General features: G+C 62.3%; 24 protein-coding genes and 4 pseudogenes. 5 read left to right on the top strand and 23 right to left on the bottom strand.

All coding sequences use genetic code 11. The features are described from left to right. Positions 1–119: 119 nt before the first annotated feature. The 3 genes and pseudogenes from NHF48_RS24530 to NHF48_RS24540 form a co-directional block, all read right to left on the bottom strand. Positions 120–989 (bottom strand): TonB-dependent receptor domain-containing protein, encoded by an 870-nt coding sequence (locus NHF48_RS24530; RefSeq protein ID WP_342454714.1) that lies wholly within the window; start codon positions 987–989, stop codon positions 120–122. Next, a complete protein-coding gene (locus NHF48_RS24535) occupies positions 871–1785 on the bottom strand; it encodes a TonB-dependent receptor domain-containing protein (RefSeq protein WP_342454715.1) in 915 nt (304 codons plus the stop codon). The genes NHF48_RS24530 and NHF48_RS24535 overlap by 119 nt, the downstream gene beginning before the upstream one ends. 901 nt (positions 1786–2686) lie before the next feature. Then, positions 2687–3169, bottom strand: a pseudogene (locus NHF48_RS24540) (TonB-dependent receptor plug domain-containing protein); the annotation flags it as partial. A gap of 243 nt (positions 3170–3412) precedes the next feature. Here NHF48_RS24540 and NHF48_RS02600 point away from each other — a divergent pair. From NHF48_RS02600 to NHF48_RS02615, 4 genes and pseudogenes are all read left to right on the top strand, one after another. Then, positions 3413–5631, top strand: a pseudogene (locus NHF48_RS02600) (beta-glucosidase). 334 nt (positions 5632–5965) lie between these two features. Further along, positions 5966–6334 carry a hypothetical protein gene (locus NHF48_RS02605; protein ID WP_253070122.1) on the top strand — a complete coding sequence of 123 codons (369 nt, stop codon included), beginning with the start codon at positions 5966–5968 and terminating at the stop codon, positions 6332–6334. After that, positions 6277–7035, top strand: coding sequence for an MFS transporter (locus NHF48_RS02610; RefSeq protein ID WP_253070123.1), 759 nt, complete (start codon positions 6277–6279; stop codon positions 7033–7035). Before NHF48_RS02605 ends, NHF48_RS02610 begins: the two co-directional genes overlap by 58 nt. After that, positions 7004–7198: a hypothetical protein gene (locus NHF48_RS02615; protein WP_253070124.1), complete on the top strand. Its 195-nt coding sequence runs from the start codon at positions 7004–7006 to the stop codon at positions 7196–7198. Before NHF48_RS02610 ends, NHF48_RS02615 begins: the two co-directional genes overlap by 32 nt. On the opposite strand, the gene NHF48_RS02620 is transcribed toward NHF48_RS02615, so the two are convergent. From NHF48_RS02620 to NHF48_RS02645, 6 genes are all read right to left on the bottom strand, one after another. After that, positions 7195–8010: a glycoside hydrolase family 16 protein gene (locus NHF48_RS02620; protein ID WP_253070125.1), complete on the bottom strand. Its 816-nt coding sequence runs from the start codon at positions 8008–8010 to the stop codon at positions 7195–7197. The genes NHF48_RS02615 and NHF48_RS02620 overlap by 4 nt on opposite strands. Positions 8011–8026: 16 nt before the next feature. Beyond that, positions 8027–8839, bottom strand: coding sequence for a hypothetical protein (locus NHF48_RS02625; RefSeq protein WP_263816653.1), 813 nt, complete (start codon positions 8837–8839; stop codon positions 8027–8029). Between the two features lie 240 nt (positions 8840–9079). Beyond that, complete coding sequence (locus tag NHF48_RS02630) at positions 9080–9775, bottom strand: hypothetical protein (protein WP_253070127.1); 696 nt, start codon at positions 9773–9775, stop codon at positions 9080–9082. Positions 9776–9879: 104 nt separating this feature from the next. Beyond that, the gene (locus tag NHF48_RS02635) at positions 9880–10545 is read right to left on the bottom strand and encodes a DUF6445 family protein (RefSeq protein WP_235524596.1); all 666 of its coding nucleotides are present in this window, start codon (positions 10543–10545) and stop codon (positions 9880–9882) included. Between the two features lie 881 nt (positions 10546–11426). Then, positions 11427–11921 (bottom strand): nucleoside deaminase, encoded by a 495-nt coding sequence (locus tag NHF48_RS02640; RefSeq protein ID WP_253070128.1) that lies wholly within the window; start codon positions 11919–11921, stop codon positions 11427–11429. A 58-nt stretch (positions 11922–11979) separates the two neighbouring features. Further along, positions 11980–13440, bottom strand: coding sequence for an aminotransferase class I/II-fold pyridoxal phosphate-dependent enzyme (locus tag NHF48_RS02645; protein ID WP_253070129.1), 1461 nt, complete (start codon positions 13438–13440; stop codon positions 11980–11982). Positions 13441–13654: 214 nt separating this feature from the next. On the opposite strand from NHF48_RS02645, the gene NHF48_RS02650 reads away from it, so the two are divergent. Further along, positions 13655–13849, top strand: coding sequence for a ComEA family DNA-binding protein (locus NHF48_RS02650; protein ID WP_133021352.1), 195 nt, complete (start codon positions 13655–13657; stop codon positions 13847–13849). A gap of 1 nt (position 13850) precedes the next feature. On the opposite strand, the gene NHF48_RS02655 is transcribed toward NHF48_RS02650, so the two are convergent. The 14 genes and pseudogenes from NHF48_RS02655 to NHF48_RS24555 form a co-directional block, all read right to left on the bottom strand. After that, positions 13851–14201, bottom strand: coding sequence for a response regulator (locus tag NHF48_RS02655; RefSeq protein ID WP_093401120.1), 351 nt, complete (start codon positions 14199–14201; stop codon positions 13851–13853). 91 nt (positions 14202–14292) lie between these two features. After that, positions 14293–14931, bottom strand: coding sequence for a sensor histidine kinase (locus NHF48_RS02660; protein WP_253070130.1), 639 nt, complete (start codon positions 14929–14931; stop codon positions 14293–14295). Positions 14932–14973: 42 nt separating this feature from the next. Beyond that, positions 14974–15054: pseudogene (locus NHF48_RS02665) on the bottom strand (hypothetical protein); the annotation flags it as partial. Continuing rightward, entirely contained in the window at positions 15020–15643 is a 624-nt protein-coding gene (locus tag NHF48_RS02670) for a PAS domain-containing protein (protein ID WP_253070131.1), read from the bottom strand. The gene NHF48_RS02670 and the pseudogene NHF48_RS02665, both read right to left, overlap by 35 nt. Positions 15644–15901: 258 nt before the next feature. After that, positions 15902–16366, bottom strand: coding sequence for a response regulator (locus tag NHF48_RS02675; protein ID WP_121884513.1), 465 nt, complete (start codon positions 16364–16366; stop codon positions 15902–15904). Then, positions 16366–17466, bottom strand: coding sequence for a histidine kinase dimerization/phosphoacceptor domain -containing protein (locus tag NHF48_RS02680; RefSeq protein ID WP_121884514.1), 1101 nt, complete (start codon positions 17464–17466; stop codon positions 16366–16368). The genes NHF48_RS02675 and NHF48_RS02680 overlap by 1 nt, the downstream gene beginning before the upstream one ends. Before the next feature lie 357 nt (positions 17467–17823). Further along, positions 17824–18195 (bottom strand): GDSL-type esterase/lipase family protein, encoded by a 372-nt coding sequence (locus NHF48_RS02685; protein ID WP_253070132.1) that lies wholly within the window; start codon positions 18193–18195, stop codon positions 17824–17826. Continuing rightward, the gene (locus NHF48_RS24545; protein ID WP_263816661.1) at positions 18101–18919 is read right to left on the bottom strand and encodes a GDSL-type esterase/lipase family protein; all 819 of its coding nucleotides are present in this window, start codon (positions 18917–18919) and stop codon (positions 18101–18103) included. The genes NHF48_RS02685 and NHF48_RS24545 overlap by 95 nt, the downstream gene beginning before the upstream one ends. A gap of 333 nt (positions 18920–19252) precedes the next feature. Then, positions 19253–20278: a glycoside hydrolase family 43 protein gene (locus NHF48_RS02695; protein WP_263816662.1), complete on the bottom strand. Its 1026-nt coding sequence runs from the start codon at positions 20276–20278 to the stop codon at positions 19253–19255. 487 nt (positions 20279–20765) lie between these two features. After that, complete coding sequence (locus NHF48_RS02700; RefSeq protein ID WP_253070135.1) at positions 20766–22619, bottom strand: glycoside hydrolase family 2 TIM barrel-domain containing protein; 1854 nt, start codon at positions 22617–22619, stop codon at positions 20766–20768. Continuing rightward, a complete protein-coding gene (locus tag NHF48_RS02705; protein WP_253070136.1) occupies positions 22522–23148 on the bottom strand; it encodes a glycoside hydrolase family 2 TIM barrel-domain containing protein in 627 nt (208 codons plus the stop codon). The genes NHF48_RS02700 and NHF48_RS02705 overlap by 98 nt, the downstream gene beginning before the upstream one ends. Positions 23149–23317: 169 nt before the next feature. Beyond that, positions 23318–24028: pseudogene (locus tag NHF48_RS02710) on the bottom strand (sugar-binding domain-containing protein); the annotation flags it as partial. A gap of 384 nt (positions 24029–24412) precedes the next feature. Then, on the bottom strand, positions 24413–24661 hold the full coding sequence (locus NHF48_RS24550; RefSeq protein WP_342454550.1) for a glycoside hydrolase family 95-like protein: 249 nt from the start codon (positions 24659–24661) through the stop codon (positions 24413–24415). Continuing rightward, on the bottom strand, positions 24567–25991 hold the full coding sequence (locus NHF48_RS24555; RefSeq protein WP_253072520.1) for a glycosyl hydrolase family 95 catalytic domain-containing protein: 1425 nt from the start codon (positions 25989–25991) through the stop codon (positions 24567–24569). The genes NHF48_RS24550 and NHF48_RS24555 overlap by 95 nt, the downstream gene beginning before the upstream one ends. Positions 25992–26029: the final 38 nt, after the last annotated feature.

The following is a 26029-nucleotide window of genomic DNA, read 5'->3' on the forward strand; positions in this document are numbered from 1 at the left end:
AGGGTGAGGTGGCGCCGTAGGCGACGGAGGGGGAGGACACGGAACCGCTGTTACCCTTACCTCCCCTTCCGTCTGGCAAGTGCCAGCCACCTCCCCTTTGCGGGGGAGGATCGTTCGCCTTAGAAGTTGAAGCGGAGGCCTGCCGAGTAGCGTGCATACCCCGGTTGCGCGAACGTCACGAAATTGTCCGAGCGACGATGCCCGCGGCGGCCCTGGCCGGTGAGGTTGATCGCTTCGGCGAACACCGCGAGCCCCTTGGTCATCTGGACACTCGCGCTCGCATCGACCTGGCCATACGCCTCGACATAGGTCGGGTCGAACGCACCCCCGGCATAAAATTGCCCGCGCCAGTTATACGCGACGCGCGCCTGGATGCCGTTCTTGTCGTAATAGCCGACCGCGTTGGCGCTGTCGCTCAGCCCGGTCAGCGCGAACTGGCCGATGTTGGGATCGAGCGTGTTGTCGTATTTCGCGTCGCCGTTGACGATCGTGTAGTTCAGGATGACGCCGAAGCCGGTTTCCCACAGCCGGTGCTGGATCGCGAATTCCCAGCCGTTGATGTTCGCGGTCTGGTCGCTGTTGAACGGCTGGCTCAGCTGGAAGTTGAACAGATCGTCCTCGGGTAGGCCGAAGATGTTGCCGTTCAACAGGCCGGCATCGCTCGTCCCCGTAACCTGCGACGAGGCGGGGAAGTTGCGCAGGATGTAATCGCGCACGCGCAGATTGTCTGTCGTTCCCAGCGCCGCCACCGCTTGGCGATAGCGCGGGCCCGAGCCTGGGTTGCGGAGGTTGAACGCGGGTGTGTTGAGCTGAGTCGTGCCGATGAAGTTCTTCACGTCCTTGGTGAAGTATCCGACCGAGACATAGCTCTCAGGCCCGTAATACCATTCCGCCGACAGATCGATGTTCTTCGATTTGAAGGGGAGAAGGTTCGGGTTGCCCTGGCTGCCCGTGCCGCCGCCGATACGCGGGTTGGAATCGATGTTCAGGCCACCCCTGCAGGCTGCCGTAGTCCGCGCGCGTGATGGTGTGGCTGTACGAGGCGCGCAGCTTGACGTTGCGCACCGGTTCGATGTCGAAATCGACCGCGGGGAGCCAGTTGTGATAGTTGCCCTTGAGCGAGGTGAACGAATTGGCGCCGTATGTGAGGGCGAATTCATTGGCGCCGGTCCAGCGCGTGCCGTTCGGAATCGGCACCAGTGCGGACGAGTTCACCTGCGTCTCGTCATAGCGGACTCCGCCGATGATGTGCGCCGGGCGACCGAACACGTCGAACTTGCCGTTGAACTGGATATACGGCGAGATCGTCTGCTCGCGAATCCGGCGATCGTTGGTGTAGTTGGCAAGGCAGGTGCCGGGCGCGGCGACGCCGGTCTGCGGCGCACTGCAGATGTTGTACTGCGCGCGCAGCAATTCGGCCATCTGCTCGAAATTGAAGGTGTAGATCGACTGCGGGATCGCCGGATTGCCGGACCCCGAGACGCCCTTGAACTTGTCGGGGATGCTGGTGAGGTTGAAGAAATCGTCGGGCACCGCGGCCGCACCGAACGAGGCGCCGCGCGGATCGATGCCGCCCCAGGTCTCGTTCTGGATGAAGCCGTAGGCCGAGCGGACCTTGTTGTCGACGTACGAGAAGCCCCAGTCGATGCTGTCGAGAAACTCGCCGTCGTGGTCGTAATGACCCTTCAGCTGGAGCTGGTTGATCTCGTCCTTGAAATACGCGTTGCGGAACGCGTTGCCGGTCGGCGTGATCAGCGCAGCGTTGAGCGGGTCGATCCCCCGGATACATCTGGTACGAGATGATCGGCAGGTCGTTCTCGAAGTTCACAGTCTGCGACTGGACGCCAAAGATCGCGCCGCCAATCGACGTGCTGCTGCCGTAATCGTTGGTCGGCTTTGAGACCGCGGTCGAGTGATGCGCGTCGAGCGACATCGTGACGTTGCCCGGCGCTTCCCAGGTCAGGTTGCCGCCGATCGACTTGTTCTCGGATTTGTTTGCGGTAAGCGAGCTGCTGTACGACAGATCCTTGCCGGGCGCGAAATTCTCCGAATAGAAGACCGGCCCTGCTGCGGGGCCATTGGTCCAGGCGCTGCGCGTGTCGCCGAAGTTGAACCAGATCCCTACGCTGCTGTCGCGCACCTCGACCTTGTTGCTCGAATAGGTGAAGTCGAGCGTCGCGGTCAGCGTGTCGGTCGGCTTTGCCTGCAACACGAGCTGGCCGTTGATGCGCTCGCGATCGATGTCGATGACGTCGTAGGCGGCGCTCTGCGGGATCTCGTAAACGTCCGTCGGACCGGGGCGATTGGTGATGTTCGCGGCGCCGGGCGTGCCGGGCTGCGCCAGCGTGCCCCAGTTGTTCTCCGCACCGAGGAACCCATCGCGGAAGCCGACGCTCGCCGAGTTGTTGCTCGCCTTGCGACGCTGGTACGCGCCGCTGAACAGCACGCCGATGCGGTCGTCGGCGAACGTGGTGGACAGGATACCCGAGACTTCGGGCGTGATCTGGTCCTTGCCGTTGCGCGAGCTGTCGAGCACGCCCTTTGCGGCGATGCTGCCGCGCGTGCCCGGCTTGTCGAGCGGGCGCGGGGTGCGGATGTTGATGCTCGAACCGATGCCGCCCGACGGTATGGCGGCGCGACCGGTCTTGTAGACCTCGACCGCGGCCACGCCTTCGGAGGCGAGGTTGGCGAAGTCGAACGAGCGCGAGGCGGGCGCGCTGGCGCCGTCGCCGAGCGTCGAGGTCGGCATCTGGCGGCCGTTCAGCGTGACGAGGTTGTACTCGGGACCGAAGCCGCGGACGGTGACGGTCGAGCCTTCGCCGTTCGAGCGGTCGATCGACACGCCGGTGATGCGCTGGAGCGACTCCGCGAGGTTTGTGTCGGGGAACTTGCCGATGTCCTCGGACGAGATCGCGTCGACCACGCCCTGGCCGTTGCGCTTGATGTCGATCGCTTCACGCAACGATGCGCGGATGCCGGTCACGACGATATCGTCGGTGGTCGCGTTGGGGTCGGTCGGGGCGGCCTGTGGCGCGATGTCCGACGGCCCTGGATTGCCGACGGTTGCGGCCGCGTCCTGCGCCATGGCGATACCGGGCGTGCCGACCAGAGCCAACGCGGACGTGCCGATGATGAAACGCGAAAGCGAGCGAGCTGCGAAGCTACGCATGGTAATCCTCCCCTGTAGACGACGCTATGACCTGCGCCTTTTCCCGTGAACGTTCACTTTCCCGCTGCATGACATAGTGTCAAGCGCGGTAGCGCTACCGTTGTGAACGTTCTCAAAATATGCTGTTGATAGTGGCTCTGGCGCAACACGCCGCCGGACGACCGCCTTCGAGAGCGGTCGCCGCATCGGGAAAGGACGCAAGAATGTCGAACAGGTTTCGCGGGATGCTGCTGGGGGGCGTCGCTGCTTGCACTCGCAGGGGCTGTCGATGCTCGGGATGCGGGCAAGCTCGGCACTACGATCGTCGCCAGTGCCGATGCGCGCGCGCGGGCCCTGGCTATCGTCGCGCGGATGACGCTCGACGAGAAGATCGCGCTGGCGCACGGGCTGTTCCCACCGATGGCCGCCGGCAAGACCGCCAGTGAACTGATCCCGTCGGCCGGGCATATCGACGGCATTCCGCGGCTTGGCATCCCGTTGGTGCGAGAGAGCGATGCGTCGCTCGGCGTCGCGAACCAGGTCGAACAACGCAAGGGCGACGTCGCTACCGCGCTACCGTCGAGCCTCGCGACCGCGGCGAGTTTCGACGTCGCGATCGCGCGTGCGGGCGGCACGATGATCGGCGCGGAGGCGCGCGCCAAGCGGTTCAATGTGCTGCTGGCGGGAGGCGTGAACCTGACGCGTGACCCGTGGAACGGGCGTAATTTCGAGTATCTGGGCGAGGACCCGTTGCTGGCGGGGGAGATGGCTGGCGCGCATATCGCCGGGGTGCAGTCGAACCACATCGTGTCGACCGTGAAGCATCTTGCGCTCAACGCGCAGGAGACCGGGCGGATGGTGGTCGACGCGCGGCTCGACGAGGCGAGCCTGCGGATGAGCGACCTGCTCGCCTTCCAGATCGCGATCGAAAAGGGGCTGCCGGGATCGGTGATGTGCGCCTATAACAGGATCAACGGCGACTGGGCGTGCGAGAACCGACACCTGATGACCGACGTGCTGAAGCGCGACTGGGGCTATCGCGGTTGGGTGATGAGCGATTGGGGCGCGGTGCATTCGACCGCCAAGGCGGCGAATGCGGGGCTCGACCAGCAATCGGGGCAGGAGCTCGACAAGGCGATGTATTTCGCTGCCCCGCTGAAGGCTGCGGTCCAGTCTGGCGCGGTGCCGGTCGCACGGCTCGACGACATGATCGCGCGCTATCTGACTGGGCTTATCGAGACCGGCGCGTACGACAATCCGGTCCCGGCTACCGCGCAGGTGCCGCCCTATGCCGCGCATGCCGAGGTCGCGCAGCGCGCTGCGGAGGCGGGCATCGTGCTGCTCAAGAATGACGGCGACCTGTTGCCGGTGGCGCGGACAGCCAGGCGCATCGTGGTGATCGGTGGGCGGGCAGATGTCGGCGTACTGTCGGGCGGCGGATCGAGCCAGGTCCGCTCGGTCGGTGGCGCACCGATCGAGATTCCGCTGACCTCGGGCGCGGCGATGTCGTTCGCGCGCTACACCTATCACGCGTCGTCGCCGCTGAAAGCGCTCCAGGCCGCGCTGCCGGGTGCAACCGTGACGTTCGTCGACGGAAAGGACGTCGGGGCAGCGGCTGCTGCGGCGCGAACGGCGGACATCGCGATCGTGTTCGCGACACAGTGGACGACCGAGGCGCAGGACGTACCGAATTTGTCGCTTCCCGATAACCAGGATGCGCTGATCGCCGCGGTCGTCAAGGCCCAGCCGAGAACGGTCGCGGTGCTCGAAACCGGCGGGCCCGTCCTGATGCCGTGGATCGGATCCGTCCCGGCGGTGCTCCAGGCCTGGTATCCGGGCCAGCGTGGCGGCGAGGCGATCGCCGACATCCTGACGGGCAAGGTCTCTCCGTCGGGCCGGCTGCCGATCACCTTCCCCGCCGCGGCATCGCAGGCGCCGCGCGTTGCACCGGTCGGGCTGGACCGGCTGACGTCGGTCGAGGCGCAGGCCGCGGCAAACCCCGCGAACGCATCGACCTTCCAGCTCGAGAGCTTTCCGGTCGATTATGTCGAAGGCGCGAACGTCGGCTATCGCTGGTACGAGAAGCAGGCGCAGCGTCCGCTCTTCGCGTTCGGGCACGGGCTGAGCTACACCAGTTTCGCCTATCGCAACCCGGTAGTGACGGGCGGGCGATCGCTGAACGTCACGTTCGAGGTCACCAACACCGGCAAGCGGGCAGGGGCGGACGTCCCGCAGATGTACGTCGCGCGCGACGGTTCGGCCACGCCGATGCGGCTCGCGGGCTTTGCGCGTGTGACGCTGAAGCCGGGGAGACGCGGCGAGTCACGCTGACCGCCGAACCGCGCATTGTCGCCGATTACGACACGACGCTGCCCGGCTGGCGGATTGCGGGGGGTGCTTACCGGGTGGCGCTCGCGCATGATGCGCAGGACCGGGCGTTGGTTGTTACGACCACGCTCGATGCGGCGACGATGAAGCCGTAGTCTTTTCTCTGTCCGGGTCCGAAATCCTCCCCCGCCAGGGGGAGGTGGCTGGCGCTTGCCAGACGGAGGGGGCGGTACGCGATGAACTATCGTTCCGTGTCCTCGCCCTCCGTCACTTTCAGCGCCACCTCTCCCCTGGCGGGGGGGATTGCAGAGACTGGCAACCGTCACCGTACGCTTGCCCTCGATACGCATGTTTCCTCGCGAAGGCGGGGATTTAGCCTGAGCTCCCGCCTTCGCGGACGAACAAGGAACGCGCTAAATTATCCTGACTCGGTAATTAGCGGGTATGAGCGCGGTTGCCTGTCCGGCTCGGACCGGCATAGGTGGACGAATGGCGCGTCTACCCGTTTCCCGTGACGTCTTGCCCACCCCCGTCCGCCGCTCCACCGGTTTCCTGCTCGTCTTCGCGCTCGCCTATGTCGGTGGGGTCGTCGGCTATCTCCCGCTGCTGACAATGTTGCTGCCGATCAAGGTCGACGCGGTCGTTACCGCGATCGGGGGTGCGGGGCGGCTCGACGTTCTTACCGTGATCGTCGTTACGGGGGCTCTGGCGGCGAGCGTGTCGAACATCGCGTTCGGGTGGCTGAGCGATCGATCGGTCGCGCGGGGCGGGGGCGCCGGGGCTGGCTGGCTGGGGGCTTCGTGGCGACCGCGATCGCCTACGCCGCGATGGCTGTCGCGAGTACGCCGATCGCGCTGATCCTCGCGGTCGTCGCGTTCCAGGTGGCGGTCAACGCGGTGCTCGCGCCGCTGCTCGCGATCATGGCCGACGAAGTGCCGGATGCACAGAAAGGCTTGGCCGGCGGCCTGCTGGCGATGGCGAGTCCGGTGGCGTCTGCCTTGGCGGCGCTGCTGGTGGCGACCGCGTCGCTGAACGAGACGCTGCGGCTTGCGATCTTGCCGGTCGTGGTCGCCTGCTGCATCGTTCCGCTGTTGCTGACACCGGCGCAACCGATCGCGCGGATCGATCCGAGATCGCCGATCGAGGCGGTGCTGCGCCGGGATCTGGCGCTCGCGTGGAGCGCACGGCTGTTCGTGCAAGTCGCTGGCAGTGCGCTGTTCGTCTATCTCTTCTACTATCTCGAAAGCATCGCCCCGTCGGTGGCGCCGGGCAGTATCGCGGCGCGGATGGGGATGGTGATGATCGTCGGGTACACCGTGCCGCTGCCGATCGCGGTCCTGGTCGGACGGCTGGCTGATCGTTCCGGGCGGACCAAGCCGTTCCTGTTCGCCACCACCATCGTTGCTGCGTCCGGACTGTGTGGCATGGCCTTCGCCAATGACTTTACAAGCGGCGCGGTCGCATTCTGCGTCTATACCGCGGGGGGCGTCGGTGTTCCTCGCGCTGCACGCGTCGTTCGCCATGCAGTTGCTGCCGAACCCACTGCACCGCGGACGTGACCTGGGACTGCTAAACCTGACCAACACGCTGCCGGGGCTGCTCGGGCCGACGCTGACCTGGGCGCTCGCGACGCCGACCGATTTCGATTCGGTGATGCTCGTGCTCGCGGCGCTGACGCTGTGCGGCGGCGGGATCATCCTCGCCGCGCGCGGCCGACACTAGCGGCGCCAGTAGCGGACGTAATCGACCGCCATGCGCTGCGGGAAGGCGGCGTCGTCGATTCCCTTCTGGCCACCCCAGTCGCCGCCGACCGCGAGGTTGAGGATCAGTTCGTACGGACGCGTGAACGGCCAAGCCGCCTTGCCGCCAGGCTGATTGTTGGCGACCCGCATGACCGCGCGGCCATCGACGCCGATGGTGATTGCATCCGCCCGCCAGTCGAGCTGATAGCGGTGATATGTGGTGCACGCCGTTGCGACCTGTGTCTGGGCGCCACGCTGCGTACCCTTGACGTGATTGAAGGCGGCGGTGTGCAGAGTCGCGTGGACGGTGCCGGCATCCCAGCCGACCATTTCCATTACGTCGATCTCGCCTTCGTCGGGCCATTTGCCGCCTGACGGCAGCAGCCAGATGGCCGGCCAGCTGCCGCGACCGCACGGCAGCTTCGCACGGACTTCGTAAAAACCGTAGCCGCGGGGCTCGCGAGAGACGAGCTTGGCGGAGGTGTACGCCTGGCCGCCCCAATCGGCGAACTTCGATCTGTCCAACGTCTCGCGCCGGGCCTCGATTACCAGCGCGCCGTCTTCGATGCGGGTGTTTTCGACGCGGTCCTTTGCGTAATATTGCCGTTCGTTATTATACCAGCCTTCGGTGTTGCGCGACACGTCGAAGCGCCATTTGGTTTTGTCGACCGCCTTGCCGTCGAACTCGTCGGCAAAGCTCGGTTTTCCCTTGGGCGCGACCATCGGCGCGCTGGCGCTGTAATTGGTCGCGCCCAGGGTAGCGGCTTGCGCGGCGAGTAGCAGCAGGATCATCGGATGGCCCTTTTCGTCATGGATAGCGTGTCAGCGTCTGGCGAACCGCGCCCGGTCGCGCGGCGGCGCCTGCATCGTTGACCAGATGCGCGATCGTACCCTGGCCGGTGCCGAGCGAGATGGTCGTTATGCTGGCAAAGCGAACGCCCGGTCGCCGCGGTGCCTCGATCGCGCTGTCCAGCACGATCGAGGGGTCGGCGGTAAAGTTGGCGTAGATGCCGAGGCCGGTCGCCTCGTGCGACGTGACTGTGTCCGCGACCTTGTATGCGGCCCAGCCTCGCGTCTTTCCCGCCTTATAAGCGGCCTGGTTCGGCGGGTCATAGGGCAGTTCGCACTGGTAGAAATTGGTCCGGCCGCGTTCGCCGTTCCACGTCACCTGGTATTTCTGGAAATGCTCGACAAAGAGGCCGTGAATGGTCACGTCGTCACCGTTGACGATGAGCCCCTGGTCGGCGGTGCTTTCGGTCCAGCCGACATGCACGCGTCCGCCATCGCGGTTGCCGTGGTCGGCGCGCCAGATCCAGAGATGATCACCGATCACGTGGTGGCTGTTGATCTCCAGGCAGGTCTGCGCCTTGCCCACAGTCGCGCCGCCGACCCGGAAGAAAAGGTCGGCGAGCAGGGTCGGGTTGCGGCTGTGGTCGTGCTTGGCACCGCGGGGACCGACCTGGATAAGTACCGGCGTTTCGACCGGCCCGGCGTCGATCAGCAGGCCGGCGATCGCGACACCCGGCACGTCCGCGACGACGATCGCCGCGGAACCCTGTTCGACGAGCAGGGTCGCCAGTCCCAGACCCAGCAGCACCGTTCCGGCATGTTCGATTCGCAACGGCTCGCGGATGCGGTAGATACCGGGGGGTGAGCAGAAGATGCTTTCCCTTGGCCAATGCCGCGTTGATCGCCGACACGGGCGTATCGGGTTGGGCGATCAGGAACCGGGACAGCGGAATGGACGTGCCCGCGGGTGCGCCGCCGGCCCAGCTCGTCCCGCGCGTGTCGCGTCGCACGGCAGGGACGAAGACCGCCCATTCCCCTAAGCGCGTGATGTGCAGGAAAGGCTTCTCCCTTATCAAGGCCACCGTCTGCAGGCTGGTATAAGGCGGCTCGGGAAACTCGTCGGCGGGGCGCCCTCGACGCCCGCGAACATCATGTTCCAGTTCGATCCCCGCCACCCGCCGATATGGCTGTTGCGGGTGAACCATTGCTGTTGCGTACCCGAGCGCACGGTTCCGTCGATTTGGCAGTCCGCCATGAACCCGCCGCTCGACCAGCCGCCATCGTCCAGCGCCAGGTCGCCGTTTAGATGCACGCGGCGATAAGGTGCGGCCTGCGACACCGCCCAGCGATCCGCGCCATCGGTGGGGCGCACCGAAAGGTTCTCTACGCCGCGCCAGAAATTGACGAGCGCCATGCCCTTTGCCCAGTCCGCTTCGGCATGGACGTGCCCGTCGATCGCGACGTCGCCGGGCAAAGGGCCAAGCCCTGCGACTTGCGTGAAGAACCCGACGTTCACGTCGATCGAATAGCGCCCCGGCTTGAAGAGAATCGCATGACGCGCGTCCGTGAAATGCGCGCGTTCCTGTTTGCGGAAGATGGCGTCTACGCGGGTCTGTACGACGTCTGCTGGCATGGCGGGGTCGACGATAAAAACGTTGGGGCCGAAATCCGGCGAGGCTGGGCTTGCGGATGCGGCAGCGGTTGGGAACGCAGCGACGAGACCCGTTCCGCCAAGTCCTTCGAGAAACGCCCGGCGCGTGTGGTTCAAGGCTGGCCTCCCCAGTATATGCTCCGGAACCGTCGCAGCGTGGTGCGGGCGCAGTCCGGTAGCGCGACCGGGTTAGGCCAAGTGAACCCGTGGCTCAACCGCCCTCATTCGATCGCGAGGAATGCGGTGATCGTCAGTCGCCCAACCGCTGGATCGGCGGATAGTGGCGCATCGCGTGCGATCGCGCCGCTGTGCAGGACGTAGCTTCGATACAGCAAAGCGCGATTATAGGCCGCATCGACCAGCGCCGTGCGTTCGAACAGCGCCGTATCGCTGGCGATATACCCGTCGGGCGGCGTCGCTGCGACTTCGTGGCCGAGGTGCTCGAAAAATGCGGGCGCGCGCGTCTCGTCGATCGTCTCGAACCCGGTCTTGCGATGTCGGAAAAACGCCGTACCTTCTCGGATCGTCGGCGAGAGGTAATGGATCAGCGCGATCCGGTCGCGCCCGTACGCGTCGACATGGGGCAGGCGTTGCCGAATATCGAGCGCTTCGGGCGTGGTCGTGACCATCGAGAATTGCGCATCGACGACGCGGATGCGGCGGCATGGTCCGAACTCCCGCCCCAGGGCGCGTGCGACCACGGGAAGTTGATCGCGCAGATACGTATCGGGAAGGGCCGCGCGGATGCCGGGATAGTGCTGCCCCGCGGGGACGAACGCGGCCTCAGCAGCCGCTAAGCGCAACCCATCGGGATCGCTGACAAAGCCATCGATGACGATGAGTGGTTCGGCTTCGCCACCGATATGCCGTCTGGTGATACTACGCATGGTCATGGCTCATCGTCCGTTATCGGTGTTTGACGCAGCACAACGCAAGGGCGTCGTTGATCCGTGGCCAACCTAAGACGGTCCCAAATCGGCATGTAGGATCGCTTCGTAGTTCGGCTCGAGCGGAGAGTTCGTCATATGCGTGCCATTACCGCAGCGCTCATCAGCGTGAAACCAACCAAAGATGGCTTCCGAGAGGGCGATATACAACGCTTAGTTGCCCGTGGCGCGAGCATCGTTACGACCTAGCGTCGCAGATTCAACCGCTCGCGCGCCGGCTCGCGAAGGAACTTGCTTACTTCATTGATTAAAAAACAGCCGAACTTTATCGCATCTATGATTCACCACACCTGACGACTGAGATAATAATGTGGTGCGGCGTCAATTTGCCGTACGGTACCGATTTTAATATTCATGCAATTCTTGTATATTTGCCGTCTGCCGGTCTCCCATTTCGGGAAGCTTGCTCCTTTTCGAGCGCACAAAAGCGCCGGGCGATATCAGCTATTTCGAACCGCCTATCGTAATTCATCGGTTCGTAAGCGGCGGCGAGGTAGGCTCGTGCAAGATCGAGCATCTGCCCGAGCGAAGCCCTCGCGCCAGGGTACGTTAGATAGGCTCGGGTTTCAGCCTCAGAGACCTCCGTTTAAGGGGGTGCGAAGCAACTCATTAATTGTGAGTTTCGGCACCCCCGGTCCGGGTCAGCGAGAAGCTGACGGCTCATTGAAGGCAAAATCAATGTGAATGGACGACCGGTTTCGGGAGGCGGCGGAAAGGGCGTGAATGTCCAAAAGTGGGTCGCCGGGCCTGCTTCGAGGAGGCTTTGCGTTACTCTCGCGCTCACAGCCGCAAACAGTCGGCGCCTATGACATCCTGTGTGCTTATAGGTTGGCCTGTTCCTCTTTGTTTAAGTCAGCATCGGGACCGTAATAGAGTTCAGCGCACGCGTCGCGCAGGCAGCCACCCTCGAGCTCGATATCGTCCCGATAGGCGTCCCCGATGAAGCCGAGAGTGTCGACGTGCTTTGCCTCGAAATACATCGGATGCACATCGTTGCGACCAGCACCGTAAACGACGCGGCCGACTTTCGACCAGATCGATGCCATCGTGCACATGCCGCAGGGCTGGAGTGTCGAGTATAATGTCGCCCCGCGCAGCTCCAGTTCTCCGGTTTGCTCACAAGCCCGACGGATCGCCATCATCTCGGCATGAGCGGTTGCGTCAGGCAATTCCTTGGTCTGGTTGCGTTCGGCGGCAATCACCTTCCCGTCTAGCACGATGACGCATCCAAGCGGGGAGGTTGAGGGATCGGACCCTTTGGAGCGTGCGACGTCTATTGCCATTTGCATCCAGTGTTCGTCGGTATCGGTCTGCATTGCGTATCCACCTGATTGCAGTTGCTGTTAGATTTGGCATGTCGATCCGGTTGCTGCGTCAGCTCTGAACCACCCTGACGGTCGCTTCTGTGGGATCGACCGGATCCATCACGAAAGCCCCGGCATCACGGTTCGCGACAAGCCATGCGACGTGTGCAGCCGTGATGCGCTGGCCTGGCACGAGCCGAGGGACGCCGGGCGGCGCTGGCGCGATCATCTCGGCTGCGATCCTTCCCTCAGCCGCCTCGTAGGCAACCATCTCGGCTGAGCCGTAGAGTGCCGCAGGCCCAGGCATCGCCATGTCGACGGACAGGGTGTCGATCCCGGGCACAGATGAGATTGCCGGCAGGATGAAGGGATCGGAACCGAGCTGTCTCACGAGATCCCGCAAACCACGGACGAGCTTGCGGAGATCGGACCTAGTTGTGCCCAAGGACAGAACAGCCAGAATATGCCGGGCGTCGGACAGCCCCATGCTGATCCGGTGATGCTTGTAGAGCCAGTCATCGATAGCATACCCGGCTACGCCCAGCGCCGAGACGTCGATCAGCACTTTCGTGACGTCCAGACTGGCATCTGGTGGCAAATGATCATGACCGAACACGCGCAGGGGGGCGATACCGGCAATCTTCCTGCGGACCTTTTCCGCCAGCGCAATGACGCCGTTCCACATCTGCTCCCCGTTCAACGCGTGATCTCGCCGGGTCGCGTCAAGCGTTGCTAGGATCGGTACCGATGGGCTGGTGGTCTCGAACAGCTCATAGGCCATCCACAATCGCTGGCGATCGATCAGGTCGCCCTTGGCGACGATCACCGATCCCTGCGCGAGGGCCCCCATCGTCTTATGGGCGCTGTAGACGGCGGCATCCGCCCCCTTGGTCAGCGGATCGGCAGGCAGTCCTTCACAAAATGCGAACGCACCACCCCAAGCGGCATCGACGATCATGGGAATACCGTGATCGTGACAGACAGTGGCGAGTGCCGCGATATCGCTCGTCACGCCGTAATAAGTTGGGCTGACGACGATGAACGCCTTGGCGGTTGGATTGGCCGCCAGGGCGGCGTTCAGCGCCTGCGGCTCAACACCATGCTCAATGTCCCATTCCCCGTCGATCTGGACCGGCACGATAGCGGCATTGAGCCCCGTCGCGAGCGCGTAGGTACGCTCGGCCTTGTGGGCATTCGCCGCGACCAGAATGGTGTCACCTGGTCCGGCGACCGAGGCCATAACCGTGTGAAGACTCTGGGTGGATCCGCCGGTTGCAAACCGGCAGAAGTCGGCATTCCAGGCCTCCGCCGCGATCTCGTGCGCACGTTGAAGGGCCAGCTTGCCTTCGGTACGGTCGTCGAGCCCCTTCGGCGTCAGCACGTCGGCTTGGAAAACGCGCTTGCCGAGCAGTGCCTTCATCCCGCCAGGAATGGCTGCACCCTGGTTGTGGCCCGGCGCTCCAAATCCGATGACCGGCCTCTTCTCGATCGCCGCCAACGCATCGGCCAACGGCGCACTCTTCTGATCCATGCCGAACCCTCTCCTGATCGAGTGGGTGAAACGCACGGATACTGGAAAGCCCCTCCACGATGGTTGATCTTCTTTATCAAACAAGCAGTTATCCGCCGAAGGCGGACATGAATCAAACCTTCCGCCTAGCTGGCTAGGGCGCTCATCGATAGCAAAGCCCTTTCCAACATTCCGTCACCAAGGGTACGAAAGAGGAAGAGCTATGAGGAACTAGATGCCGATCAACGTCAACGCGGCGAGTGCGGCGGAGTTGGACGCCATCCCGGCGTTAGCGGGGCACGGGTTCGAGATCGTCCGCTATCGTGAGGAACGTGGCGGGTTCAGTGACCTGAGACAGCTTGATGAAGTACCCGGTCTTACCGGTAAGGCCGATGGGGCGACTGCTTCACTGACCGTCGGCGATTGCTGACTCAGGCGGGCGCCAGACTTTGGAACGCCGCAATAAGAGCCTGTTCGTTGATCGGTTTGTCGAGAACGATCATCGATGGCCGACTTACATGGCATGCTTCGCGCGTGCCGGTCACGAAGATCACGGGCGTCGGCCCATGCTCCAAGATGATGGCTTCCACCGCGGCAGGGCCGGTACCGGCTGAGAGATTGACGTCGGACATGATGATGGAGGGAGGCCTCAATCTCGCAGCATCGATTGCCTCATCTTGCGAGGCAGCCTGATCAAAGGATGTGCCGCCAGCCCGCTCGATCAGCTGGATGATGTGATCGGCGATGAGGAAATCATCCTCGATGACGAGCACATGGCACATACGACAGATCCCGATAATCTGAGCTCTTAACCAATGTGGTCACGCAATGGGCCCGCCACGGCGTTAATAAATGTCAGACAAGGTCGAGAGCTCAGATCGGCGCTTCGATTGCGAAGCGAACACCTTCCGGCAAATATTGGATTTCCGCCTTGCCGCGGATGTGGCGTGATAGGACGCGCTCAATCATTCTCGTACCAAATCCAACACGTGTTGGCATAGCAACGATAGGTCCATCCTGCTCCGCCCAGGAGAAGGTAAGTCGGCGTTCGGTTGCATTGCCGTTCAGGTCCCAGCGTATGCTCACCTGACCCTCCGGTACCGAGAGCGCCCCATATTTGATCGCATTGGTCGCCAGCTCGTGCAGTGCCATAGACAACGCAAGTGTCACTTCCGGGGTCAGCCGTATCGTCGGGCCGACAGCGGAAAACCGTCGACCGTTGCTATCCATGAACGGCGCCAGCACCCGCTCGACAATCTCACCGATTGCCGCGCCTTCGATCTCGTCCTTGAGCAGCAGTTCGTGCGCAGACGCGAGGCTAGCGATGCGGCCCGACACCGCATCCCGAGCCTCAGCAAGGGACCCAGCATCGCGTAGCGTCTGACTGACAACGGCACTGACCGTCGCAAGTGTGTTCTTCACGCGGTGGGTCAGTTCATGGGCCAGAACCGAACGTTGCTCCTCGGCGAATTTGCGAGCTGAAACATTGCTCGAAAAGCCCGAAACCGCCAACGGTGTGCCATCCGCGCGACGCTGCAGCGAGCCTTGGGAATGGATCCAGCGTTGCTCGCCTTCAGGTGTTAGAATGCGGTATTCGACGTTATACCGTGTGCCATGTTCGATAGCGCTGTTCAGCGAGTTCGTGAGGAGGTCTCGATCCCTCTGGATGAACGCATGCCAACATACCTTCTATCGACAACTGTTCGCCGACAGGCCGGCCAAAGTTCGTCAGGCAACTTGGCGAGTAGCTGAGCCGCCATTCCGGCAGGTCGATGGTCCAAGTGCCCAGTCCGCCAGCATCGAGCGCAAGTGCCAGGCGGGCCTCTCGTTCGGCTAGCGCAACTTCGCGCTTCGCAAGCTCGGCACTCAGCGTGTCGCGGTCGCGTTCCAACTGCAACAGCCCGTGCCGCTCGAGTGTGACATCAAGCTGAGATGCCACAAAGTAACGTAGGCTGCCGGTCGCGTCATGCACGGGCGCGACCATGAGGCGGTTCCAGAACGGCGTGCCATCACGACGGTGATTCAGGAGGTCGATATCGATCGGTTCACGGCGAGCAATCGCGTCCTTCATGCGTCGGACGTCGGCCTGATCGGTCAGCGGTCCCTGCATGAAACGGCAGTTCCGGCCAACGACCTCGACCGCCGAGAACCCTGTCAGAGCCTCGAACGCCCGATTGACGTAAACCAGCGGGTTATCCGGTAGCGTTGGATCGCTGACGACCATCGGCGTAATGCAGTGATCGAACGCCGCAACGAAGGGGTCATGCTCGTTTAGGCGGGACGCAAATGCGTCGACAGCCTCGCGTACGACACCTGAGGCATCGTGCGGTCGAATAGGCGAAGGCGGGAGTGGCTGACGGTCCAAAGCGGGAACGTCCTAGCGGTAAGACGTTGATGGATCAACGTAATCGAAATTATGCATAACTTCTGTCATCTGTCGTCCCACTTCGTGAGGCCGTGGATTGTCGCTTAAACCCGGAAATCAGGGACTGGTCTGGGACCACTCTGCGGCAAACGCGGGCGCTGCAATGAAGCTCGCTGGCTGCGGGGATACGGGCGGCGGATCGCAGACACCCTCTTCAATGTAGCGCATTGCGGACATCAGACCATTCCGGGAGAAGGGCTTGGGTATGACGCCATGGCCACCGGCAAAGTCGGCTGGGATCTTGAGTGGGTTTGCAGTGACGAAGACGACTATCGCGTCCGCCCATCGCTTCCGGATCAGTGCACAGACATCCAGGCCGCTGGTGCCTTTCGCAAGCTGTATGTCGACAAAAGCCAGGTCCGGATGGAGATCGCCTGCCAGGTCTTCAACTTCGTAGAGAGACGCGGCCTCGCCGACGACACGGTGACCGGCGTCTTCGATCATCGCTTCAATATCCATCGCCAAAAGAGCTTCGTCCTCGACGATCAGCACATTCAACGGCGGTTTGGCACGTCCACTCATTAATCGTCCACCGGGAATGAGAGAGATACACGAACACCGGGGGCGGCGTCGGACCATACGACGTCGGCCCTGACTTGCTTGGCGAGGCGGGAAATAAGCATTTTGCCAATGCCGTCCGGCTGAACGTCATTGCTGGCAAGCCCATGCCCATCATCGGTGATTTCGATCAGGGCATTATTGCCTTCTAGGGCGGTGCGGACGGAAATCGTACCCGCTCGCCCGTCGGCAAATGCATGCTTGATGGCGTTGGTCGCTATTTCGTTGAGGATCAACCCAAGCGATGCCGCCTTACTGGACGGCACCTCTATTTGCGAAATGTTCGAAACAAGCTTGATGTCGTCGCGTCGGCTGGCACCAACGACGTCGCTGATTAGATTTTCGGTAAACGCCCCGACATCGAACCGGGTGACGTCGTCCGACTGATAAAGACGGCGATGCACTGTCGCCAGCGCATCAACCCGTTCGAGCATGGTTTCAAGTTTTGATGAAACGGCCGGGTCAGATATGCTCCGCGCCTGCAAACGCAGAAGCGAACCGATCATCGTAAGGTTGTTCTTTACCCGGTGGTCGACTTCGTGAAGCAGCAGAGTTTTCGCATCTAACGCGGCCTCGAGGTCTGACGTGCGCGCCTCGACTTCCTGTTCGACCAATAACTTCTGCTTTGAAATGATAGTCTGCGCTTTGACGCGGTCAGTAACATCAAGCTGGGAGGCGAAGAAGAATACAACCTTACCGGCGTCATTGCGTACAGGGCTCAGATACAACGCGTTCCAGAACGTAGATCCATCCTTTCGATAGTTTAGAAGGTCCACGGCAATGTCGGTCTGGGCGTCGATTGCCCGACGCACTTTAGCCACCTGCTCTCGGTCGGTGTCGGGACCCTGCAGGAAGCGGCAGTTACGGCCAATGATTTCACTTCGGTCATAGCCCGACAGCGTTTGAAAGGCTTCGTTGCAGAAGACGATCGGGTTATCGGTCTGCGCGGGGTCCGTGATGACCATAGGCATTCGGGTAGCCCGAACAGCCGCGGCAAAAGGGTCCGCTCGCCCGTGCTCGTAATCGAGCGCTTCCGTCAGATGCCAATCGTCCCGCTGCTTCATCACGCCTCCGTGGAGCGTGCCGACCAGCCGAACTCCGTGCCGGGACTAAATCGTTTTGATCGGCTTCCGTTCCGCTGAGAGATCGAGTTCGTCTCACTAAGGCATGGCCATTGGGCGGCATGGCTTGCGCGTACAAAGCCTCTTTGAGATCGAAAATCGGCGACCCGTCTTGCAGCCTGGAAGCTGAACGAATGGCAGAAGTAGGGAAAGCGAAAACGGCTTATGAGTGTCCGCTTGTGGGTCAGGTGATCTGCGATTGTGAATGGTAGCGACCGACGTCTTGTCCGATGCTCGAGGGGGACAAAGCGCTGAACTACGCACCATTCGATACGGGCGTACGGGACACGAGCTAGCCGATCACATACCGGTAATTACTTGCAGGTCAGCCGCATCTGCCATGGCTTTGTAGCCAGCGTCGTTCGGGTGCAGCTTGTCACCGTCGTTGAACGCAGAGGCGATGGCTTGGGGATCAGTCTTGTCAGCGACCGACGACGCAAAATCGATTACGCCATCGAAGGCCCCTGAACTTCGGATCCAATTGTTAAGCGCCTGTCGCACCGCCTCGCCTTGTTCGCTGGCGTAACCAGCGTTCTTGTACGGGGTGAGCGTAGCGCCAATTACGCGGATACCCTGCTCATGCGCCCGCTCGATGATCTGTTTGTCCGCCGCGATCAGGGCGTCCGCCGTTACAGGATCGCTTGCTCCGCGGGGGGCTGAAGCTGCGTCCAATATCGTTGATTCCCTCGAGCAAGATGACGGCCTTCACGCCAGGCACGCTCAGCACGTCGCGGTCGAACCGCGCGAGTGCATTAGGACCTGCACCATAGCCGAGCAGGCGATTGCCGCCGATCCCCGCATTCAACACCGCCCAGCGTTGTCGGCCCGGCCGCGCCGCCAATCGCTCGGCTAGTCGATCGGTCCAGCCGCGGAAGGCATTGTTGGTTGAGCCATAGCCTTCAGTGATCGAGTCACCGAGTGCAACGACTACACTCGTCGGCTGAGTAGGTGCGACCTCGACTTGCGTGAGGATGACCGGTGCGTTCACCAGGCGGACCTTAGACAAGACCGGCATCGCGCCGCTGTCGCCGCTCGGGCCGGCGACATACTGCCACAGCGCTCGCACGTTACGAACCGGCAGCCGACCCGGCGCGTACAGCGATATTGCCAGCCTATCGAGCGCCTTCACAGGGAGCATGATGGGATCACTCAGCAACGGCGCTCCTGCCGGGATGTTGGTGCCAGGCAGACCGGCGAAGGTGACGATGTGATCGGTGTCGGGCAGAACCGATCCGTCCGGCCCCGCAAGGCCGACGTGCATCGCTCCAATCGCAAGCACGTCCACGCCGCCTTCGTTCGACAACCGCAGCCGAACTGCGCTTCCTGCGACGGAGACGCGGACCACCTGCCGGATGGTCGCGTTGACGAGATCGCCAGTGCCGGTGTCTACCGGCACCTGGCCCGGGTTCTCAAGCAGCCGGGGCGGGGTGGGCGGGCTGGCCGGTGCCGAAGCAGGACCAAGTGGCACGACCGTTCCGGCGGGAGGCGTGAAAGGGGCCGGCTGCTGACCGGGCGGTGGTGGCGAGACGACATACCCCCACGCTGCAACCCACGTGCGATCCGAGGCGGCCCGAGCAGCCGTAGGGCGCGGTGGCGCGCTTGCGGCCGGTACCGACATCGCAGCCATGGCACAAAGCAAGGTCAAACCAAATCGCGTCATCTTAGACTAACCCCATTCGCTTAATTAACAGAGGATCGGCAGCGTGCAGCCAGCAAACTCCGCGACACTTCACCGCTTACGCTTGAGTTGCGGGCCAGACACTCCGGCTTCGGTCTGAACGACCGGTTTCATCGTGCCATCCGGATTATAATAGAGACGTTCTACGGTAACTGCGCGACGTCCAAGCGCGCCCTTCTGAGCGCCGATCGTCAGCGCAGCATTGTGCAGGAACAGATACCAGCTGCCTTTGAAGTCGGCGATACCGGGATGGATGGTGAAGCTGTTCTTCGCCGGTCCGGTCAGCTCGCCACGGAACGTCCACGGGCCGGCGATTGCCGGCGCCGTTGCGTAGGACACGTGTTCGTCCCCGGGTTTGGCCCCCAGCTTTGCCGCTGGGTCCATGGAGGCATAGGTGAGGTAGTAGAGATTACCGCGTCGGTGCAGCCACGGGCCTTCTACGTAGAAGGGCGGGGTAATCTCCCGGATCGGTCCGTCGAGCTCGATCATGTTCGGCTTAAGTTTGGCGATGTAGCATTCGCGATTGCCCCACGCGATCCAGATCGTGCCGTCGGTGTCGGTGAGCACGGTGGGATCGATATCTTCCCAGCTATGCTGGCCCTTGGGCGTCATCTCGTTCATGATCAGCGCCGAGCCGCGCGCGTCTTTGAAGGAGCCGGTCGGCGTGTCCGACACCGCAACACCGATGGCTTTGCCAGGGTGGGTGTCGTCATGCTCGGCGGGTACGTACAGATAGAATTTCCCATTCTTGGCGATGGCCTGCGGTGCCCACGCGTCCTTTTTTGCCCATTTAAGGTCACTGACCTTCAGGATCGAAGGATGAGGGCTCCAATGCTTCATGTCCGTCGTCGAGTAGACCAGCCACTCGCTCATATTGAACATCTCGCCGTCCTTGGCCTCGTCGTGATCGACATAAAGGTAAAGCGTGTTGCCCACAACGAGGGGTGCCGGATCGGCGATGAATGTATCGCGGATGATCGGATTGGAGCCGGGGGTGTCGGTCGCCACGGCCGGGATTGTAGGCAACGCAGAACCAAGCGCGAGCGCCACCATGCCAAACCAATGTTTCACGGACATCTCCCCATCTTAATTGTATGAGTACTCCCGCTACCAGCGCCGTCAACGCTCCCGCCAGGGGCGGCAGATACTACCGCTCCGACAAGGCTTCTCCACCCCCACGCGTGCCGCAAGTTCTCGTCAGAGAATCGGCGAGGCACGGGTCACAGGCCCCTATCGTCGAACCCGAACTGTAGACTAATGTCGAGCGGCTACACAGATTTGAACAAGTGTCGAATTATCGGAATTTGCGGTGGTGCTGTGAATGTCGGGATGTTGGCCATCTACTGGTAACCAACGACCGATTGTTTAACGCTAAATATGAGTAGAAGCATAAGGTAGTTGTTCGTCACCTTAAGCTTGGGGTCGTGTTGACGAGTTTGTCCGGGTCGGCCTAATTCACCTACCGGCGAATTGGATCGCCTCATGCAAGCGTTGGATAAGCCAGTGATGGTTTAACGGCTGTGCGACCGCACCAAGCATTGATCGCCCGGCGGTAAGTTGCGGATCAGAATTCAATTGGTGAAGCCGTCGCACTTGCAGGCATCGCTCCTCGCGCCGCAGACCCCGTTTGGTCATTCGACATCGTAAAGGCATAGCGAAGCGGGGTTAGGGGAATACGGTAGCGCTCAAGCGGACGTCCCTGGGGGCTCCAGCTGTCCGTACCGCCGAGGCCGCTCTGAACCGCGTCTATCATGACACTGACGTGACCATGCGGCACGATGTCGCTACTACGACGGGTGCCCGGCGGGCGACGAGAGAGGTCTTCGTAAGGGAACGCGAGCACATTGGCCGATAGCGGTTGGTCGCCCTTCACCGTCAACGTCGTCAGGTTTGCGCCTCGTATCGCCAGCCAGCGCACGGCGACCTTATTTCCCGTTTCCTGCGGCCGCATGTAATCATGGTTCTGCGCGGCGATCGCACCCGCCCAACGTCCCAGCGCGGCACCCGTCTGTCGGTCCTGGTAGCTTTCGTGTGGTCCCTTTCCGTACCACTCCAGGTTGGAGTATCCACTTGGCATAACGAACTCCATCCCAACCCGAAAAGGGGCGGGCAGCGACGTGTCCGTCGGCGTAAATTGCGCATCTACCGCGACCGCCCCGTCGCCATGCATCACGTATCGGCTTTCGAAGTTTGCGGCGCCATTGCCAACGGCGAAGCGGACGCGGACTGCGATGTCGCTACGCGTCGAGCGTTCGACGGCAACGCTCTGGACCGTCCTCGACGCTGACGCCGTCTTCCAGATGTCGTGCGTGCGGGCGACCTGAGTCCCGATGTCGTTGTCAGTAAGCGCACGGTAGAAGTTCGGCGATCCACCTGTGATGGTGGATCGTCCATCCTTGCGATAATCGACCAGTCCGGTGATGCGATCGATTTGCAGTTCGGACCCGCCGGCGGACAGGGTGATGCGATTGGCCGTTTCGCGGACGACTGCCGATCCACTGGAGTCAACGGTGGCGCCGCGTGCGGCATCGTTAGGCAGCACGAACTGGTCCCAAGCAATCAGGTGGCCTGCGGGCACCATGGCAGATGCGCCCCCGCGCGCTCGCGCCGTAAGTGTCAGGACATATTCGTGGCCTGGCTGGCGGATGGCCGGCAGCGAGACCGACAGCTTTCCTTGTCCGCGTGCCGCCACGTCAATCGCAGGCATTCCGCCCCGCGCGACCTCGATCCCCTCATCCAGCAATATCCAGCCAAGGTCGAATTCTGATAGATTGCTGAAGTCATTGTGGTTGATCGCGGTGAAGCGCCCGTTCGCCACGTCATCCGCGCGGAAGGCAACCGGCTGATACACCTTGCGCATCTCGAACAGATGGGGGTTCGGCGTGCGGTCGGGCTGGATCAGCCCGTCGCCGAACTCAATCTCGCCGCCGGGGTTGGGACCGTAGAGATTTCCCGTCCCCCAATACGGCTCGCCATTCTCATCCCGCGCGTTCATCGACTGATCTACCCAGTCCCAGATGAAGCCACCTTGCAGCTTACGGTTGGCGTAAATCGCGTCCCAATAGTCGGCAAGATTGCCGCCGCTGTTGCCCTGCATGTGGGAATATTCGCACTGGATCAGCGGCTGATTGAAACGCCCATCATGCGCGTACGCGATCGTCTGATCGACGGTGTAATACATGGGCGCGAAGATATCGCCGTATGGATTGAGTTTGAGCTCCGGCAACGTACCCAAGCCGAGATAGCTGACCAGCCGCGTGGGATCCAGGCGTCGCGCTTCTGCCGCTCCCCTTTCGAACGCTGGCCCAACGCCAGCTTCGTTAACCCAGCGACCAAAAGATGATCGACGGGTGGTTCTTGTCGCGCTCGACCATGTTGGCGACGCGCGAGACGTGTGCCGCTTCCCATGCCGGATCATAGCCTAGATGGTAGAGTTTGCGCTCCTTCTCGCCTTTCCAGCCCATTTCCATGTAGGCGTGCGATTCAACATTCGCCTCGTCCATGACATAGAGGCCGTATTCGTCAGCCAGATCATACCAGCGCGGATCATTGGGATAGTGGGACGATCGCACGGCGTTCACGTTGTTTTGCTTCATCAGCTCGATATCGCGACGCATCGACTCCATCGAGATGACATGGAAAGTATCGGGATCATGTTCGTGGCGATTAACTCCGCGGATATAGAGCGGCCGGCCATTGACCTGCAGTTGGCCACCCCGGATCGCAACGTCGCGAAATCCCACGCGCTGTCTGGTCGCCTGAATGACGGCTCCCTTCGCATCGGTAAGTTCGAGCAGAAGCGTGTAGAGATTGGGCGTTTCCGCCGACCAACTGCGTACATTCGTCAGGCGATCGGTCAGGCGAACGTTTTGCTCGGCCCTGCCGGCGCTCACGCGCGCCGTTCGGCGTGACAACGTACGGTCGCCGTCGAACAGCGTCGCGCGCACGGTCATCGCCGCACTGCCGGGGGAGTACCTTGGCGATGACGTCCAGCGTGCCATCGCGCCAATTGTCGGTCAGTCCAGCGCGCACGGTGAAGTCCCGTATGCGCGTCCGAGGCACGGCCATCAGGAAGACTTCGCGCTCGATGCCCGAGACGCGCCAGAAATCCTGATCCTCCAGATAAGAGCCATCGGACCAGCGATAAACGCGCATCGATATGCTGTTTTTGCCCGGACGCAGGTAACGCGTGATGTTAAACTCGGACGGCAGCTTGCTATCCTCGCTATATCCGACCTGCTGCCCATTGACCCAAACGTAATAGGCCGATCCAGCCGCACCGATGTGCAGGATCACGTCCTGACCGGACCAACTCGCCGGCACATCGACGTCCCGTCGATAGGAGCCGACCGGGTTGCGGTCGTGCGGAATCAGCGGCCGGTTTGCGGGGAACGGGTAGGTGACGTTGTTGTAGCGCGCTTGGTCGTAACCTTCCGCTTGCCAGTCGGCTGGCACGCGGATTTGCTGCCATGCGGAAATGTCGAAATCGTCTCGGTAGAAGTCGGCGGGAGCGCCATCGACATTGGGCGAGAAGAAAAAGTGCCATTTACCGTTCAGCGAGAGAAAGCGGCGCGATGCAGATCGGTCATCGGCAAAAGCAAGTTCGCGGCTCTCGAACGCAAAGCCGGTAGCTCGAGCCGGCTCCTTGCCGCGCGCAAATACTGCTGGATTTTCCCAGTCAGCACGGCTGGCATCGATTTGCGGCGATATAGGAGGAACTGGCCGGTTTTGCGCTGACGCGATCGATCCCCAGACGAAAAACCCTGACGACATGCCGACGAGCCATGCGAAACCGATTACCGGACCAAGCTTCATATCGCGTCGCATCCCCGTTCCCAGGCCCCGTGTTGGGCTTGGCAGATGCTATGCCTCATCCGGACCAAAGTGAGAACGGTTTTTCACAGGCAAAACTACGAGCGTTCCGGGATGGTCGGCGTCAGGGTGCGATAATCACTACGCAGAAGTGATTATGGGCACCGCAACGCCACCGGCTGAAGTCAAACCGAACGAATCCGGGCGACCTCAGCGTACCAATGCGATCACTGAGCCGTTGGTTCTTGGGCGTCGCCTGTACGTTCGAAGCCTACGTATGCGGGTATAGAACATCGACACCAAAGTAACGCGCAATGGCTCCCGCCTTTGTTTGGCCACCGGGCAGGCATAGCAGGATATGAGCAGTGAGGATATATCGTGAGGCGCGATACTGAACCTCTAAATCGCTCTAAACTCATTCGCATGCAGGGTCCTAGGCCGGCCAGCACGCAGGCGAATTTGAATTGCGCGTTCGCCCAGTCTCACCGTCCTCGTACCAGCCTCTGCTGAAACAAGCGACGCGGTGACCAATCGGCCGTCCTTCCAGTGCACATCAATCGCAGTGGAACCGCGTGTGCGCAGTCCGGTGATACTGCCGCTCGGCCAGGCAGAGGGGGAGGGCGGGCAACAGGAAGATGTCCTCTCCACGACTCTGCACAAGCATCTCCGCTATCGCGGCTGTTCCGCCGAAGTTGCCGTCGATCTGAAACGGTGGATGTGCATCGAACATGTTCGGGTAGGTGCGCTCCGGACCGAGCAGGAACTTCAGGATGCCGTGGGCCCGGTCGCCCTCCCGCAACCGTGCCCAGAGATTGATCCGCCAAGCCGTCGCCCAGCCGGTGGCCTTGTCGCCGCGGATCTCAAGCGACCGACGTGCCGCGGCGGCCAACCGCGGGGTGTCCTCCAGGTTGATCTGGTGGCTTGGATAGAGGGCATAGAGTTGCGACACGTGGCGATGCTGAGGCTCGGGCGCGTCCGCATCCCAGTCCGACTGCCACTCCTGCAACTGCCCGCCCGTGCCGATCTTGTCAGGCGCGAGCCGGGCTCGCAGGTTTTTGATCTGCGTCACAAATTCACGATCGACGCCCAGGATGCCCGCCGCTGCGGCTGTCTGTTCGAACAGGTCACGCAGAATCTGCATGTCCATCGCGGGTCCCGCACAGATTGACACGCCTTTGTGGTGCTCGTTCTCTGGCGAGATGGACGGATTGGTGACCATGTGCCCGGTCGTCGGATCGCGCTGCAGGACATCGACGAAGAACTCGGCGGCGCCGCGCAACAGCGGGTAGATCGACGCAAGATAGGTCTTGTCCCGTCCATAGTCCCAACGCTCCCATAGATGCGTGCAAAGCCAGGCGCCGCCTGTCGGCCACAAGCCCCAGGATGCGCCATCGATGGGCGCGGTGGCGCGCCAGAGGTCGGTATTGTGGTGCGCAACCCAGCCGCGGGCACCGTACATGTCACGTGCGGTTCTCGCGCCGCTTGCAGCAAGCTCCCGGACCATCGCGATCAGTGGGGCGGTGCATTCGGCCAGGCCGGTCGGCTCGGCCGGCCAGTAGTTCATCTCCGTGTTGATGTTGATCGTGTACTTGGAGCCCCAGGGCGGCCGCACGCGATCGTTCCAGATGCCCTGAAGATTGGAGGGCTGCGATCCTGCTCGAGACGAGGCGATCAGCAGGTATCGGCCGTAATTGAAGTACAATGCCGCCAGTGCCGGATCGTCGCTTGTTTCGCTCAGGCGAATGCGCTCGTCGGTAGGTCGGTCGGCAGCGGGCGTCCGGCCGAGATCGATGCGCACGGTCCCGTAAAGTCGCCGGTGCTCGGCAGCAGCGGTAGCCGCGATACGATCGAACCCGGCGGCCGCAGCCGCTTCGATCTGCCTGCGGGTGATTGTGGCGGGATCGCCCCCGACGTCGTTGAAGCCCCGGTAGCTTGTCGCCATCGCGATCAGGATGGTGACCGTCCGGGCGCCGCGCACGCCAATCTCGCCAGCCCGGCTCTCCACTGTCCCGCCCC

This window comes from Sphingomonas sp. H160509, assembly GCF_024124765.2.
GTDB lineage: Bacteria > Pseudomonadota > Alphaproteobacteria > Sphingomonadales > Sphingomonadaceae > Sphingomonas.

What these genes read in the sequence shown, in the direction of transcription:
- NHF48_RS02695 (WP_263816662.1), bottom strand. Translation starts at nt 20,278, where the DNA reads ATGTCCGTGAAACATTGGTTTGGCATGGTGGCGCTCGCGCTTGGTTCT.
- NHF48_RS02670 (WP_253070131.1), bottom strand. Translation starts at nt 15,643, where the DNA reads ATGGTCGTCAGCGATCCAACGCTACCGGATAACCCGCTGGTTTACGTC.
- NHF48_RS02645 (WP_253070129.1), bottom strand. Translation starts at nt 13,440, where the DNA reads ATGGATCAGAAGAGTGCGCCGTTGGCCGATGCGTTGGCGGCGATCGAG.
- NHF48_RS02605 (WP_253070122.1), top strand. Translation starts at nt 5,966, where the DNA reads ATGGCGCGTCTACCCGTTTCCCGTGACGTCTTGCCCACCCCCGTCCGC.
- NHF48_RS02640 (WP_253070128.1), bottom strand. Translation starts at nt 11,921, where the DNA reads ATGCAGACCGATACCGACGAACACTGGATGCAAATGGCAATAGACGTC.
- NHF48_RS02655 (WP_093401120.1), bottom strand. Translation starts at nt 14,201, where the DNA reads ATGTGCCATGTGCTCGTCATCGAGGATGATTTCCTCATCGCCGATCAC.
- NHF48_RS02680 (WP_121884514.1), bottom strand. Translation starts at nt 17,466, where the DNA reads ATGAAGCAGCGGGACGATTGGCATCTGACGGAAGCGCTCGATTACGAG.
- NHF48_RS02635 (WP_235524596.1), bottom strand. Translation starts at nt 10,545, where the DNA reads ATGCGTAGTATCACCAGACGGCATATCGGTGGCGAAGCCGAACCACTC.
- NHF48_RS02620 (WP_253070125.1), bottom strand. Translation starts at nt 8,010, where the DNA reads ATGATCCTGCTGCTACTCGCCGCGCAAGCCGCTACCCTGGGCGCGACC.
- NHF48_RS02700 (WP_253070135.1), bottom strand. Translation starts at nt 22,619, where the DNA reads ATGATCCGGCATGGGAAGCGGCACACGTCTCGCGCGTCGCCAACATGG.
- NHF48_RS02675 (WP_121884513.1), bottom strand. Translation starts at nt 16,366, where the DNA reads ATGAGTGGACGTGCCAAACCGCCGTTGAATGTGCTGATCGTCGAGGAC.
- NHF48_RS02650 (WP_133021352.1), top strand. Translation starts at nt 13,655, where the DNA reads ATGCCGATCAACGTCAACGCGGCGAGTGCGGCGGAGTTGGACGCCATC.